This is a genomic window from Sphingomonas sp. NFR15, from assembly GCF_900103265.1.
Taxonomy (GTDB): Bacteria; Pseudomonadota; Alphaproteobacteria; order Sphingomonadales; family Sphingomonadaceae; genus Sphingomonas; species Sphingomonas pollutisoli.
The window spans coordinates 33812-46793 of record NZ_FMWX01000012.1 but is presented as its reverse complement, the minus strand read 5'-3'; the positions used below and the strand labels follow the sequence as shown (position 1 = coordinate 46793).

The following is a 12982-nucleotide window of genomic DNA, read 5'->3' as shown; positions in this document are numbered from 1 at the left end:
CCGGTCGCTCGCGCTTATGGTGTTCGGTTCAACCGGCCTCTGTTTCGATCACATGCACGTCGGCGGCCGCGCAGGCGGCGGCGAGATCCGCGTCGTCGAGCCGGTCGGTGACGAAATGGTCGATCGCGTCGAGCCCAACGATCCGCACCGGCGCCGCGCGGCCGAACTTGGTCCGATCGACTCCGAGGATCGTGCTGCGCGCATGTGCGATGATCGTTTGGGCGACGCGCACCTCATCGACGTCGAAATCGAACAAGGTGCCGTCGGGATCGACCGCGGACGCGCCGATCAGCGCGATATCGACCTTGAACGCGCGCACGAAATCCATCGCCAGCGCGCCGACGATCGCGCGGTCGCCCGGCCGCACCCGCCCACCGGCCGCGATCACCTCGATCGAGGGCTGATCGACGAGGATATCGACGACGTTGAAATTGTTGGTGACGACGAGCAGGTCGCGATGGTTGACGAGCGCGCGCGCCATCGCCTCGGTGGTGGTGCCGATGTTGATGAACAGGCTCGCGCCGTTGGGCACGATCCGGGCGACTGCGGCGCCGATGGCCGCCTTGGCCTCCGCCGCCACTTGCCCTCGCGCGTCGTGATCGAGATTGTCGACCCCCGAAGTGATGACCGCGCCGCCATGCACGCGCGACAGCATCGAGCGACTGGCGAGAATGTTGAGGTCACGCCGCACCGTCTGCGGGGTCACCCCGAGCTGTGATGCGAGCGCCTCGACCGACACGCTGCCGGTCTGGCGTGCGAGCTCCAGGATGCGGCGGTGCCGCCGAACGACAATATCATCGGCATCGGTGACACTCATGCCGCCGCGCTCCGCGACAGATCGGTGCGCGCCGCGAGCAGTGCGTCGATGCGGGATGCGGTTTCGGCCGGTACGTGCAGGCCGAGCTTCGAGCGGCGGAACAGAATGTCCTCCGCCGTGCGAGCCCATTCGGCACGCACGAGATAGTCGATCTCGGCTTCGTGCAGCCCGCCGCCGAGATCGGCGCCGAGCGCGTCCGGGCTGGCCGCCGGACCGAGGATTTCCGTGACCCGCGTGCCATAAGCGCGCGCCAGCCGCCGCAGCAGCGCGGGCGGGAAGTTCGGCCGCTCCGCCTCGATTCCGGCCAGGAAGCGCGCGAAATCGCCGCCCGGCATCGCCCCGCCGGGGAGCGGCGCGCCCGCCGTCCAGGCCGGGCCGACGTTCGGCAGGAACCGCGCGAGCTCACCCAGCGCGTGCTCAGCGAGCTTGCGGTAGGTCGTGATCTTGCCGCCGAAGATGCTCAGCATCGGCGCCTTTCCATGTCCGCCGTCGAGATCAAGGACATAATCGCGGGTCACCGCCGAGGCGCTTCCCTTCCGATCGTCGTAGAGCGGGCGGATGCCGGCATAGCTCCACACGACATCCTCCGGGCGGAGGCGGCGGGTGAAATAGCGATTGGCGGTTTCCAGGATGTAGGCGGTCTCATCCGCGTCGATCGCAGCTTTCGCGGGCGCGCCGTCCCACGGTTGGTCGGTCGTGCCCAGCAGCGTGAAGCGCCCCTCGTAAGGAATGGCGAATACGATCCGCCGGTCGGCGTTCTGGAGCATGAACGCATGATCGCCTTCGTAAAGCCTGGGAACGACGACGTGGCTGCCTTTGATCAGGCGCACACCGCGCTCGCTTTTCGCCCCCGCCACCTGGCCGATCACCTCCGCCACCCACGGGCCGGCGGCATTGACCAGCGCGCGGGCTCGTACCTGGCGCTCGCCTGCCGCGTCGGCGATCGTCGCGGCCCATCCTTGCGCCTCGCGCGCAGCCGCGACGAGGCGGGTACGCGTCAGGATCGTCGCTCCACGCTCGGCCGCGTCCAGTGCGTTCAGCACCACGAGCCGGCTGTCTTCCACCCAGCAATCCGAATAGACGAACCCGCGCCCGCCGGCCGACAATCCGGCGCCATAGGGCGTCCGGTCGAGGCGCACCGTCTTCGTGCCTGGCAGTTCGTCGCGGCCGCCGAGATGATCGTACAGAAACAGCCCGGCGCGGACCAGCCAGGCGGGCCGGGGCGAATGGGTTTGCGGCAGCACGAAACGCAGCGGCCAGATGATGTGCGGCGCCATCTTCCAAAGCCGCTCGCGCTCGATCAGGGCCTCGCGCACCAGCCGGAACTCGCCATATTCCAGGTAGCGCAAACCGCCGTGGATCAGCTTGGTCGATGCGGAGGAGGTATGTCCGGCGAGATCGTCCTGCTCGACCAGCAGCACCGACAATCCCCGGCCAGCGGCGTCGCGCGCGATGCCGGCACCGTTGATGCCGCCGCCGACGACCAGAAGGTCGATCATCTCCCCTTGCGCTGTGCCCGATGTCATCGGTTCGCTTACTCCCGTTGCGACTCGCTATACCGCAAGGAACGCCAATATGAAAGCGTTGACGCGCGAACGAAAATGAGAAATCGTCCAAACGAAAACAAACGAACAGGAGAGCGAGGTTGGCCGGCACCCATATTCTGGCGATCGACCAAGGGACGACGTCGACGCGCAGCCTGATCTTCGATTCGCAGGCGAAGCGCGTCGCCGCGGCGCAGCGCGAGTTCGCCCAGCTTTATCCCGAGCCGGGGTGGGTCGAGCATGATCCCGAGGTGATCTGGCGTGACGCGCTCGCGACCGCGCGCGAGGCGATCGCCACGAGCGGCGTGCGCGCCGCGGACATCGCCGCGATCGGCATAACCAACCAGCGCGAAACCACATTGGTGTGGGATCGACGCACCGGCGCGGCGATCCACCATGCGATCGTCTGGCAAGACCGGCGCACCGCCGAGCGCTGCCAACACCTGAAGGCGTCGGGCGCCGAGCCGATGGTGCGCGAGCGGACCGGATTGCTGCTCGATCCGTACTTCTCGGGCACCAAACTCGCCTGGATACTCGATCATGTGCCGGGCGCTCGCGCACGCGCCGAACGTGGGGAACTCGCGTTCGGAACCATCGACAGCTTCCTGCTGTGGCGTCTGACCGGGGGGCAAGTGCATGCGACGGACGTCACCAACGCCGCGCGCACGCTGCTGTTCGATATCCGCCGGGGCTGCTGGGATGCGGATTTGTGCCGGTTGCTCGACGTGCCGATGGCATTGTTGCCGGAGGTCCATGACAACGCGCATCTGTACGGCACGACCGCGCCGGGGCTGTTCGATTCCGCCATCCCGATCGCGGGCATGGCGGGCGATCAGCAAGCGGCCCTGTTCGGACAGGCGTGTTTCACGCGCGGCAGCGCCAAATCGACCTATGGTACCGGTTGCTTCATGCTGCTCAACACTGGCGAGGAGGCGCTGCGTTCGGCCAATCGGCTGCTGACCACGCCCGCATATCGCCTCGCCGGGCGCACCACCTATGCGCTGGAAGGCTCGATCTTCGCGGCCGGCGCGGCGGTGAAGTGGCTGCGCGACGGACTCGGCGTCATCACCCATGCCAGCCAGACTCACGATATGGCGACACAGGTGCCCGACAGCCACGGCGTCTACATGGTGCCGGCCTTCGTCGGCCTCGGCGCGCCGCATTGGGATCCGGAAGCGCGCGCCTCGATCCACGGCCTCACGTTCGGCGCGGGCGCCGCCCACCTCGCTCGCGCGGCGCTCGAGTCGGTCGGATACCAGACGCTGGATCTGATCGAGGCGATGGTCGCCGACGGTGGCGTGCGACCGGCGATGATGCGTATCGATGGCGGCATGGCCGCGAACGACTGGCTCGGGCAGTTCCTGGCCGATCTGCTTGAAATGCCGGTCGAGCGTCCGGGCGATCTCGAGACGACGGCGCGTGGCGCCGCCTTCCTCGCCGGTCTCGCCGTCGGATTATGGTCGGGCCTGCCCGAACTCGCCGCGCTTTGGTCCCGCGCCCGATGCTTCGAGCCCGCGATGGCTGCGGACAAACGCGCCTTCCTCGTCGCCGGCTGGCGTGACGCGCTTCGCCGTACCCTGAGCGGTTCGCGTTTCGAGAGCGACTGACCAGGCGGGCGTTCCTGGGAAGCCAACTCGTATCGGTCCGCGACGCGTGGCAGATTTCGGAGGCGCGCCGGGATCCTCTGGATATCCGTACATTCTACATTATGTATGGATAAACATGCAAACAAACGGTGCGCGCGTGACCCAGGATACCCAAAGCGATACACTCCGTTGGATCTTGAAAGCCGGCTGGAAAGGCCTGTGCCCGCGATGCGGCAAGGGGCGCATGTTCCGGTCGTGGCTGAAGGTCGCGGATCGGTGCGAGGTATGCGGCCTCGACTATCGCTTCGCGGCGCCGGATGATGGGCCCGCCTTCTTCTCGCTGTGCATCGTGGCGTTCCCGCTGACCTTCTTCATCGTGTGGTTTCAGGTCGTTTTCGATCCAGTCTGGTGGGTGCATCTGTTCACCTCGCTGCCGATCATGTTGGTCGGCTGCCTTTTGCCGCTGCGTCCCATCAAGGGCTGGCTGGTCGCGTCGCAATATGTGAACCGCGCGCAGGAGGCGGGCACCGACAAGATCTGGGATCAGCTTCATGGACGCGAAAGCACCAAAAGCAGCAGCAATTTCGACGATTAAGGGGGGAGGCGTGTGCGGCGCCGCGATGCTGGGGTAGTCCATGCGACGGTTGATTGACGATGCCCGCCGGATCGCCGCGGCGTATCTCGCCGGCGCCGATCGAATGGGCGATGCCCGCATCGTCCGAGAAGGCGGCGGCGATGACTATGTCGAGGTTCGTGTGGCGCTCGAAGCGCTCGCCGAAACGACGGAGCGGGTCGGGCGCCTCGAACGGGCGCTCGCCTGCTATGCCGATGCGAGCTTCTGGGAAACGGATTGTTTGGATACGTCGCTGGCGCATCACGATCAGGGCGAAATCGCCCGGTCCGCGCTTGACGGCAAGGAGTTGTACGGACTTCATCGCGACTGATCCTGCCTCGGCATCTTACGGATGGTTGCATGGGCTTTATGTATGGAGATGATAGCCGGGATGATGTCGTGACGGCCATGCAAAGTTGGATGCCTGATATCGCGGCGGTGCCGGGGCCGAAATATCTCGCGATCGCCGAGGCGCTCGCGCGCGATATCCAGGCCGGCAGCTTGACGGGCGGCATGCGCCTGCCGCCCCAGCGCAGCCTGGCCGAAGCGCTCGGCGTCGATCTGACCACGGTCACGCGTGCCTATGGCGAGGTGCGGCGGCTCGGGTTGATCGAGGGGGACGGTCGCCGCGGCAGCTTCGTTCGCCAGACGGCGGCGGACGCCGCGAAAACCGGCCACGGCGAACCCGGGGATACCGGCATGAACGCACCGCCGGAGATTGCGGGCGGGCGCATGGCGGCCGCGTTCCGGCACTCCGTGGAAACTCTGTCGGGCCGCCCGGACGGTGCCGCCCTCTTCCAATATCAGCCGAGCGGCGGGATGGTCGCGGCGCGCAAGGCCGGGGCCGATCTGCTGAACGCGCGCGGCATCCCCTGTCATGAAGATACCGTTGTCGTCACGGCTGGCGGGCAGCACGCGCTCCACGCCATCGTCAGTGCGGCATTGCAACCGGCCGACGCTGTGGCGGTCGGCAGTTTCGTATATCCGGGCTTTCAGGCGGTCGCGCGCCGTTACGGCTTGCGGCTCGCCATCATCGCCTCGGACGCCGAAGGCTTGATCCCGGAGGCGCTCGACGTCGCCTGCGCACAAGGGGACGTACGCGCCATCTATGTGGTGCCCACCAACGACAATCCGACGACGGCAACGATGCGCGTCGAGCGTCGCCAGGCGCTCGCGGCGATCGCCGAGCGGCACGGCCTGACGATCATCGAGGACGATGCCTACGGGCTCTTGCGCGAACGCCCCTTGCCGCCGATCGCATCCTTCGCGCCGGACCGGACCTGGCATATCGCCAGCGTTTCGAAAATCCTGTCGCCCGGTTTGCGGGTCGCGTGGCTGCGTGCGCCGGCGGTCGCGCAGGCTTGGCGGCTGGCGGGGGAACTCCACGAAACCGCGATCATGGCACCGCCGCTCAACGCGGCGGTCGTTGTGGACTGGATCGGTACCGGCGTGTTCGAGCAACTGATCGGCGCGGTTCGCGGCGAGGCGCGGACGCGTTTGTCCCTCGCGGCGGAGTTTCTCGATCCCGATAGCTTTCACTGTCAGCCCGAGGGTTATCACATATGGATGCGGCTGCACGCCGACGCCAACCCCGGCGAGATCGTCAACGCGCTGCGTCCGCACGGCCTGTCGGTGGTGGGCGGCGAGGCCTTCGCTGTCGATCGCGCGACCGCGCCCCCCGCGTTGCGCGTGTCGATCGGCGGGACGATCTCGCGAGACCGCCTCGAACGCGGCCTGCGCTTGCTCGGGGCGCTGACCGCGCCGGGCGCCACGGGAAAGATATCGCTGGTCTGACTGACGTCTCCGCGCCACGCGCTTGGGGGAGGGGGCTGGCGCGTGGCGCGGAGCGGCACGTTCGCGACGTGCCTCGGCAAAGGGGGAGGCGCGGCGATCAGCGTTGCAGGCTGGTCCGGGCGAGATCGATCAGTTCGCCGGCGCGTCCATCGAGCACCGCCTTCAGTGTAAAGAGCCCGAACTTGTGGATCTCGTCCAGCGTCACGGTCGGCGGCATCACCAATTCCTGCCGCGCGCTGACGACATCGAGCAGCACCGGTCCATCATGCGCGAGCATCGCCCGAACCGCGTCCGGCAAGTCCTGCGGCGTCTCGACACGAATGCCCTTGATGCCCATGGCTTCCGCCATCGCGGCGAAATCGGGGTTCTTGAGATCGACGTTGGTGTCGAGGAAACCCGACGCCTTCATCTCCAGCTCGACGAAGCCGAGCGTGCCATTGTTGAGCACTACGATCTTCACCGGCAGTCCGGTCTGGAGGAGCGTGACGAACTCGCCCATCATCATCGTGAACCCGCCGTCGCCCGAGAAGGAGATGACCTGCCGGCCCGGATGGGCGGCCTGCGCGCCGATCGCGTGCGGCATGGCGTTGGCCATCGAACCGTGGTTGAACGAGCCGATCAGCCGACGCTTACCGTTCATCTTCAGGTAGCGGGCGGCCCACGCCACCGGCGTGCCGACGTCGCAGGTGAAGATCGCATCGTCCGACGCGAGTTCGCTGACCACGCGGGACAGATATTGCGGATGGATCTGCCGGCTATGCGGGCCGCTTTCCGCCAGCGCGTCGAGTGCGGCGCGCGCCTTATGATAGGCGTTCACCGCGTGGTCGAGATGCGCGGAATCCTTTTTCTCGGCGATGAGCGGCAGTAGCGCATCGAGCGTGTCCTTGACCGTGCCGAGCACGCCCACATCGACCGGCGCCCGATTGCCGAGCGCCTCGGGGCGAAGATCGATCTGGAGGATGCGCGCATCCTCCGGGTAGAATTGCCGGTACGGGAAGTCGGTGCCGAGCAGCAGCAGCGTGTCGCACGCCTTCATCGCGTGATAGCCCGAGGCGAAGCCGATCAGGCCGGTCATCCCGACATCATAAGGATTGTCGTACTCGACGAATTCCTTGCCGCGCAGCGTATGGACGATCGGCGCCTGCAGCTTGCGGGCGAGCGCGACGACCTGATCGTGCGCGCCCGCGCAGCCGGCGCCGCAGAACAGCGTCACGCGCTCGCCGGCGTTGAGCTTCGCGGCGAGCGCCCGAACGTCCGCCTCGGCGGGGCGAACGACGGGCAGATTGGGGACGACCAGCCCGGGGACCGGCTTGTCGAGCTTCTGGAGCGCGACATCGCCCGGAAGCACCACGACCGCCACGCCGCGCTTGGCCACCGCGACGCGCATCGCGCGCAACAGCACTTGCGGCAGTTGGTCCGCACGGCTCACCAGCTCGACGTAGTGGCTGCATTCCCGGAACAGGATTTGCGGATGCGTCTCCTGGAAATAGTCGATGCCGATCTCGGTGCTCGGAATGTGCGCGGCGATCGCCAGCACCGGCGCGCCGCTGCGATGCGCGTCGAACAGCCCGTTGATGAGGTGAAGGTTACCCGGCCCGCAACTGCCGGCGCACACGGCGAGCTCGCCGGTGAGTTGCGCTTCCGCCGCCGCCGCGAAAGCGGCGCCCTCCTCGTTGCGGACATGCACCCAGTCGATCGTCCGCAGGCGGCGCAACGAATCCGTGAAGCCGTTGAGCGAATCCCCTACCACGCCGTAGATCCGCTTGACGCCTGCCGCGGAGAGCGTCTCCGCCATGTAATCCGCTGCCGTCCTGCCCATTGTCGTTCCTTTCGAAACCGGCGCGGGCTCACGCGGAGCGCCCCGGGGATGATGATGCCAACGGTCGTACCGGACCCGCCGAGGTCGAACTCGTGCCCGACCGGATCGGCATACCGACCGACACGGGTCATTTACCGGCCGCCGCTGCCGGACTGAATCACCCTTTGGTTTAGTCGCTCGCTTGGTCGTCCGGGACGGCGGGGATCATTCGGCCCCGCTACTTTCAAGCGACGCTCAATGGTGCGGCCGGTCGCTTCCGGTAATGCTCTCGATCGCGTCAAGCAGGTGATCCGGGTCGATCGGTTTGGTGAGAAACGCGATCGCGCCGGCGCGCATCGCTTGCTCGCGCGCTTCGGGCGTGGGGAAGGCGGTCATCAGGATCATCGGGTGCGGCCATCCGCGTCGCTTCATCTCGCGCTGAAGGTCGAGACCGGAAAGACCGGGCATGTGGATGTCGGTGACGATGCACGCGAGTTCGCCCTCCATGCCCGAGGTGAGCAGGCCTTCGGCGCTTTCGAACGCCATCGTCGCCATGCCGATGGAGCGGATGAAGCTGTCGATGCTCCCGCGTATCGCGGGATCGTCGTCGACCACGCCGATGGTGGATGGAGGCGGCATAAGGAGTCTTTCAGCGAGGGATACGGATGTCGAGCCTGTTTCCCCAAGCTCTTCGCCGATCGAAACCCCGCTGGCTATCATACGGAGGTTTCTAGCCGCCCCGCGCTTCGCATCTTCGATGTAACAAAGCGAAGGCTCCTTCGTTCAGCCACTTTAAGCAATATCAAGAACCGGGGGACGCGATCATGGTACGAGAACGGCCCAGCCGATCGCGCGCGGCGACAGCGATGCCGCTCTGTATCTTGCTGATGCTGCCCGGCTGTGCGGGCGGTGTGCTCGATCCGCGGGGCCCGGTGAGTGCCGCCGAGAAGCTGATCCTGCTCAACTCGCTCGCGATCATGCTCGCGATCGTGATCCCGACGATCATCGGGACGCTGGCGGTGGCATGGTGGTTCCGCGCCTCCAACACGCGCGCGCGCTACCGTCCGAGCTGGTCCTACTCGGGTCGGATCGAACTGGTGACATGGTCGATCCCGGCGATGGTCGTGCTGTTGCTCGGCGGTATCGGCTGGGTCGGCAGCCACGATCTCGATCCGCCCAAGCCGCTGGTTTCCAAGACCGAGCCGATCACCGTTCAGGTCGTTTCGCTCGACTGGAAATGGCTGTTCATCTACCCCGATCTCGGCATCGCCAGCGTCAACCGCCTCGTCGTGCCGAGCGGTACGCCGATCAGTTTCCAACTGACCTCGGCCACGGTGATGAACAGCTTCTTCGTGCCGCAGCTTGGCGGCCAGATCTATACGATGGCGGGGATGACCACCCGGCTGCATCTTCAGGCCGATCGTCCCGGCAGCTATCAGGGCCTGTCGGCGCAGTTCAGCGGCGATGGCTTTTCGCGCATGCGCTTCACCGTCGATGCCGTTCCGGACGCGCAGTTCGCGCGTTGGGCGGCGCAGGCGAAAGGCGGGGCTCCGGTACTCGACGCGGCCTCCTATGCGGCGCTGCGCGAACCGAGCCAGGGGCTGGCGCCGTTCACCTACGGCGCGGTCGCCCCCGGCCTGTTCGACGCCATCGTCGGGCAGAAGCCGGCTCCGCCCAGCGCCGATGCAACCGCGTCCATTCCCGGCAAGAAGGTCTGACCGATGCTCGGCAAGCTAAACTGGAGCGCGATACCGTTCGGCGAGCCGATCCCGCTGGTCACGGGCTGCGTCGTCGTGCTCGTCCTCGCGGCGGTGCTCGGGCTCATCACGCTCAAGGGCTGGTGGCCGTATCTGTGGCGCGAGTGGATCACCTCGGTCGATCACAAGCGGATCGGCGTGATGTACTGCATGCTCGCGCTGGTCATGCTGCTGCGGGGCTTTTCCGATGCGATCATGATGCGCTCGCACCTCGCGATCGCGGCGGGCACATCACAAGGCTATCTGCCGCCCGGCCATTACGACCAGATATTCTCCGCCCACGGCACGATCATGATCTTCTTCACGGCGATGCCCTTCGTCGTCGGGCTGATGAACTTCGTCGTGCCGCTGCAACTCGGCGTGCGCGATGTCGCCTTCCCGACGCTCAATTCGGTCAGTTTCTGGCTGACCGCGAGCGGGGTGCTGCTCACCAACATGAGCCTCGTGATCGGTGAGTTCGCGCGCACCGGCTGGCTGGCGTATCCACCGCTGTCCGAACTGCGATTCTCCCCCGGCGTGGGCGTCGATTATTATCTCTGGTCGCTCCAGATCGCCGGGGTCGGCACCTTGCTGTCCGGCATCAATCTGGTGACGACCATCCTCAAGATGCGCGCGCCGGGGATGACCTACACGCGCATGCCGATGTTCTGCTGGACCGCGCTTGCTTCGAACCTGCTGATCGTCGCGGCCTTTCCGATCCTGACCGCCACGCTCGCGATGCTCACGCTCGACCGGTATCTCGGCTTCCATTTCTTCACCAACGATGGCGGCGGTAACGCCATGATGTACATCAACCTGATCTGGGCGTGGGGCCACCCCGAGGTGTATATTCTGGTGCTGCCGGTGTTCGGCGTCTTCTCGGAGGTGATTTCGACCTTCTCCGGCAAGGCGCTGTTCGGCTATCGCTCGATGGTGCTGGCGACGATGTGCATCTGCGTGCTGTCGTTCCTGGTCTGGCTGCACCATTTCTTCACGATGGGCGCCGGCGCCGACGTCAACGGCTTTTTCGGCGTGATGACGATGATTATCGCGGTCCCGACCGGCGTGAAGATCTTCAACTGGCTGTTCACCATGTACGGCGGGCGCGTGCGCTTCGAAGTGCCGATGCTATGGTCGGTGGGCTTCATGGTGACGTTCGTGATCGGCGGGATGACCGGCGTGCTGCTGGCGGTGCCGCCGGCCGATTTCATGCTGCACAATTCGCTGTTCCTGGTCGCGCATTTCCACAACGTCATCATCGGCGGTGTGCTGTTCGGGGCGTTCGCCGGCTATACCTATTGGTTCCCCAAGGCGTTCGGCTTCAAGCTCCATGACGGGCTCGGCCGCGCGGCGTTCTGGTGCTGGCTGACCGGCTTCTACATCGCCTTCATGCCGCTCTACGCGCTGGGTCTGATGGGGGCGACCCGGCGGATGCAGCATTATGACGACATGAACTGGCAGCCATTGATGATCGCCGCCTTCGTCGGCGCGCTCATCATCCTCGCCGGGATCGGCTGTCAGGCGCTCCAGCTCGTCGTCTCGATCCGTCAGCGCGATCGGAACCGCGACCTTTCCGGCGATCCATGGGACGGCCGCAGCCTAGAATGGTCGACCACCTCGCCGCCGCCGCCGTTCAATTTCGCGGTTCTGCCCGACGTTCAGGGGGAGGAGGCGTATTGGGGCGTCAAGCAGAGCGCGATCGAGGACCAGCGGCTCGCCGACGAACCCGAATATGAACCGATCGAGATGCCCCGAAACACCGCAACCGGCTTCGTCACCGCGTTCTTCGCGACCGTCACCGGGTTCGCGCTGATCTGGCATATCTGGTGGCTGGTTATCCTCGGGTTGGTCGGCGCCTACGCGGTATTCGTCATCTTCGCCTGGCGGGAGGAGGAGGAATATGTGATCCCGGCGGATAAGGTCGCCGCGATCGACCGCGAACGCCGCCGCTCGCGTGAACAACTGCTCGCCGCCCGGAGGCCCGCATGACCGCGACGACCGAATGGCGAGACACGCGACCGCCCACCAGCGACCCCCATCGGATCGGTCGCGGCGCCGGCGGAGGGGGCGGCGACCGCGTCACCGGCCATGGCGCCGGCGGGCCGGCCGACAAGCGCACCGTGGTCGGCTTCGGCTTCTGGATCTTCCTGCTGTCCGACATCGTCATGTTCTCGGCGATCTTCGCGACCTATGCGGTGATCGAAGGTGCGACCGACGGCGGACCCACCGCGCGGCAGTTGTTCGATATCGACAATGCGTGGGTCGAGACGGTGTGCCTGTTGTTCTCCAGCTTCACCTGCGGGCTGGCGACGATCGCGGCGGAGCGGCGGAGCGCTGTATGGACGCAGGTCTTCCTGCTCGCGACGGGCCTCCTGGGCGCCGTGTTCCTCGCGCTCGAACTGCGCGAGTTCATCGATCTCATCGGTCGCGGCGCCGGGCCGCAGCGCTCCGCGTTCCTGTCCGGTTTCTTCACTTTGGTCGGCTGCCACGGGCTTCACGTCACCGCCGGGCTGCTGTGGCTCGGTACGATGATGGCGCAGGTCTGGACACGCGGTTTCAAGCCCAACATCGCGCGCCGGCTGATGTGCTTCAGCCTGTTCTGGCATGCGCTCGATATCATCTGGGTCGCGCTGTTCACGATCGTCTATCTGTTTGGAGTTCGGTGATGAGCGATCGAGATCATCAGCGTGAGGACGATCGGACGCCCGGCAGCCATCAAGCCTCGGTGCTCGTCCAGGTCGCCACCTATACCCTCGGGCTCGTGCTCGCGCTCGGGCTGACGGCGATCTCATTCTGGGCGGTAAGGACGCATATGCTGTGGGGGCCGGGCGTGCCGATCGGGCTGTGCGTGCTCGCGATCGCGCAGATGGGCATTCATCTGGTGTTCTTCCTGCATATCACCAGCGGCCCCGACAACACCAACAACCTGCTGGCGCTCGCGTTCGGCGTGCTGATCGTCTTCCTCGTGGTCGCCGGCTCGCTGTGGATCATGTCGAACCTCAACGCCAACATGATGCCGATGCCGGCGATGATGTCACCACAGGCCCAGCCGTGACGGGCGACGGCTCTCCGCCAATCGGTCGATCGCGCCGGA

General features: G+C 66.2%; 12 protein-coding genes. 8 read left to right on the top strand and 4 right to left on the bottom strand.

Features of this window, described 5'->3' with window-relative positions:
- Positions 1 to 28: 28 nt before the first annotated feature.
- Positions 29 to 817 carry a DeoR/GlpR family DNA-binding transcription regulator gene (locus BLS81_RS19425; protein WP_093226381.1) on the bottom strand — a complete coding sequence of 263 codons (789 nt, stop codon included), beginning with the start codon at positions 815 to 817 and terminating at the stop codon, positions 29 to 31.
- Positions 814 to 2316 carry a glycerol-3-phosphate dehydrogenase gene (locus tag BLS81_RS19420; protein ID WP_256326349.1) on the bottom strand — a complete coding sequence of 501 codons (1503 nt, stop codon included), beginning with the start codon at positions 2314 to 2316 and terminating at the stop codon, positions 814 to 816. The genes BLS81_RS19425 and BLS81_RS19420 overlap by 4 nt, the downstream gene beginning before the upstream one ends.
- A gap of 146 nt (positions 2317 to 2462) precedes the next feature.
- Here BLS81_RS19420 and glpK point away from each other — a divergent pair, with 146 nt between their 5' ends.
- The 4 genes from glpK to BLS81_RS19400 all read left to right on the top strand — a co-directional run bounded on the left by glpK (position 2463) and on the right by BLS81_RS19400 (position 6354).
- Positions 2463 to 3968 carry a glycerol kinase GlpK gene (gene glpK / locus BLS81_RS19415; RefSeq protein WP_093226378.1) on the top strand — a complete coding sequence of 502 codons (1506 nt, stop codon included), beginning with the start codon at positions 2463 to 2465 and terminating at the stop codon, positions 3966 to 3968.
- A 115-nt stretch (positions 3969 to 4083) separates the two neighbouring features.
- Entirely contained in the window at positions 4084 to 4542 is a 459-nt protein-coding gene (locus BLS81_RS19410; RefSeq protein ID WP_093226377.1) for a DUF983 domain-containing protein, read from the top strand.
- Positions 4543 to 4582: 40 nt separating this feature from the next.
- Positions 4583 to 4891, top strand: a complete 309-nt coding sequence (locus BLS81_RS19405; protein WP_093226375.1) for a hypothetical protein — start codon at positions 4583 to 4585, stop codon at positions 4889 to 4891.
- Positions 4892 to 4968: 77 nt separating this feature from the next.
- Positions 4969 to 6354, top strand: a complete 1386-nt coding sequence (locus BLS81_RS19400; RefSeq protein WP_093226402.1) for an aminotransferase-like domain-containing protein — start codon at positions 4969 to 4971, stop codon at positions 6352 to 6354.
- A gap of 97 nt (positions 6355 to 6451) precedes the next feature.
- Here the strand turns inward: BLS81_RS19400 and poxB are convergent, their stop codons facing one another.
- Together poxB and BLS81_RS19390 are read right to left on the bottom strand one after the other, a co-directional pair.
- Complete coding sequence (gene poxB / locus BLS81_RS19395) at positions 6452 to 8173, bottom strand: ubiquinone-dependent pyruvate dehydrogenase (RefSeq protein WP_093226374.1); 1722 nt, start codon at positions 8171 to 8173, stop codon at positions 6452 to 6454.
- A 234-nt stretch (positions 8174 to 8407) separates the two neighbouring features.
- Positions 8408 to 8791, bottom strand: coding sequence for a response regulator transcription factor (locus BLS81_RS19390; protein ID WP_093226372.1), 384 nt, complete (start codon positions 8789 to 8791; stop codon positions 8408 to 8410).
- Positions 8792 to 9018: 227 nt separating this feature from the next.
- On the opposite strand from BLS81_RS19390, the gene cyoA reads away from it, so the two are divergent.
- Genes cyoA through cyoD form a run of 4 tightly spaced genes read left to right on the top strand, consistent with a single transcriptional unit; the run spans position 9019 to position 12943 of the window.
- Positions 9019 to 9870, top strand: coding sequence for a ubiquinol oxidase subunit II (cyoA, locus tag BLS81_RS19385; RefSeq protein ID WP_256326348.1), 852 nt, complete (start codon positions 9019 to 9021; stop codon positions 9868 to 9870).
- A 3-nt stretch (positions 9871 to 9873) separates the two neighbouring features.
- Positions 9874 to 11877 (top strand): cytochrome o ubiquinol oxidase subunit I, encoded by a 2004-nt coding sequence (cyoB, locus tag BLS81_RS19380; protein ID WP_093226369.1) that lies wholly within the window; start codon positions 9874 to 9876, stop codon positions 11875 to 11877.
- Positions 11874 to 12554 carry a cytochrome o ubiquinol oxidase subunit III gene (gene cyoC / locus BLS81_RS19375; protein WP_093226368.1) on the top strand — a complete coding sequence of 227 codons (681 nt, stop codon included), beginning with the start codon at positions 11874 to 11876 and terminating at the stop codon, positions 12552 to 12554. Before cyoB ends, cyoC begins: the two co-directional genes overlap by 4 nt.
- A complete protein-coding gene (gene cyoD / locus BLS81_RS19370; RefSeq protein ID WP_093226366.1) occupies positions 12554 to 12943 on the top strand; it encodes a cytochrome o ubiquinol oxidase subunit IV in 390 nt (129 codons plus the stop codon). Before cyoC ends, cyoD begins: the two co-directional genes overlap by 1 nt.
- Positions 12944 to 12982: the final 39 nt, after the last annotated feature.

Bases quoted from the DNA above. Each gene is read 5' to 3' on its own strand.
- BLS81_RS19425 (WP_093226381.1), bottom strand. From the start codon at position 817: ATGAGTGTCACCGATGCCGATGATATTGTCGTTCGGCGGCACCGCCGC.
- BLS81_RS19420 (WP_256326349.1), bottom strand. From the start codon at position 2,316: ATGATCGACCTTCTGGTCGTCGGCGGCGGCATCAACGGTGCCGGCATC.
- BLS81_RS19410 (WP_093226377.1), top strand. From the start codon at position 4,084: ATGCAAACAAACGGTGCGCGCGTGACCCAGGATACCCAAAGCGATACA.
- BLS81_RS19405 (WP_093226375.1), top strand. From the start codon at position 4,583: ATGCGACGGTTGATTGACGATGCCCGCCGGATCGCCGCGGCGTATCTC.
- BLS81_RS19400 (WP_093226402.1), top strand. From the start codon at position 4,969: ATGCAAAGTTGGATGCCTGATATCGCGGCGGTGCCGGGGCCGAAATAT.
- poxB (WP_093226374.1), bottom strand. From the start codon at position 8,173: ATGGGCAGGACGGCAGCGGATTACATGGCGGAGACGCTCTCCGCGGCA.
- BLS81_RS19390 (WP_093226372.1), bottom strand. From the start codon at position 8,791: ATGCCGCCTCCATCCACCATCGGCGTGGTCGACGACGATCCCGCGATA.
- cyoA (WP_256326348.1), top strand. From the start codon at position 9,019: ATGCCGCTCTGTATCTTGCTGATGCTGCCCGGCTGTGCGGGCGGTGTG.
- cyoB (WP_093226369.1), top strand. From the start codon at position 9,874: ATGCTCGGCAAGCTAAACTGGAGCGCGATACCGTTCGGCGAGCCGATC.
- cyoC (WP_093226368.1), top strand. From the start codon at position 11,874: ATGACCGCGACGACCGAATGGCGAGACACGCGACCGCCCACCAGCGAC.
- cyoD (WP_093226366.1), top strand. From the start codon at position 12,554: ATGAGCGATCGAGATCATCAGCGTGAGGACGATCGGACGCCCGGCAGC.